The organism is Corallococcus exercitus (assembly GCF_003611585.1).
Classification (GTDB): domain Bacteria; phylum Myxococcota; class Myxococcia; order Myxococcales; family Myxococcaceae; genus Corallococcus; species Corallococcus exercitus.
In genome coordinates, this window is the sequence record NZ_RAVW01000923.1 from 1 (window position 1) to 409 (window position 409).

The following is a 409-nucleotide window of genomic DNA, read 5'->3' on the forward strand; positions in this document are numbered from 1 at the left end:
GCCCTGCATACCGTAGGGCGGTTTCGATTCAGCGGGGTTATCCTTGCGGAGTGTTCACATCGGGCGGCGCAGGGGGACGGGCTTCGTAGCCGACAGGGGTTGTGAGCGTGGATGAGGCGGGAATATTGATTGTCTTCTCAGACTCAGGAACGCGGTCCGTCGCCTTCTCCAAGAGTTTGAGCACATCCTGCAAAGCCTTGTCAGATCGTTCGAGGGAGGCTTGCAGAGGGGTGACAATCGCTGTCACGATGGCTGATGGCACACTTTCATACGCCTTCTCAATCACGGCGATTTCAAGCGGATTGGACGCCGCTTGCGCGGCACGGTTGCCAAGGCCTTGCAGAATATAACTGAGACCGACAAAGCCGCCGACAATGACCGTCCCAATCACGAGGACATAGCCCCACAA

1 protein-coding gene is annotated in these 409 nt (G+C 57.5%); it reads right to left on the minus strand.

The features are described from left to right. Positions 1 to 37 precede the first annotated feature (37 nt). Positions 38 to 409: hypothetical protein (locus tag D7W79_RS44210; RefSeq protein ID WP_158617201.1), on the minus strand; the 372-nt coding region annotated here is incomplete at its 5' end.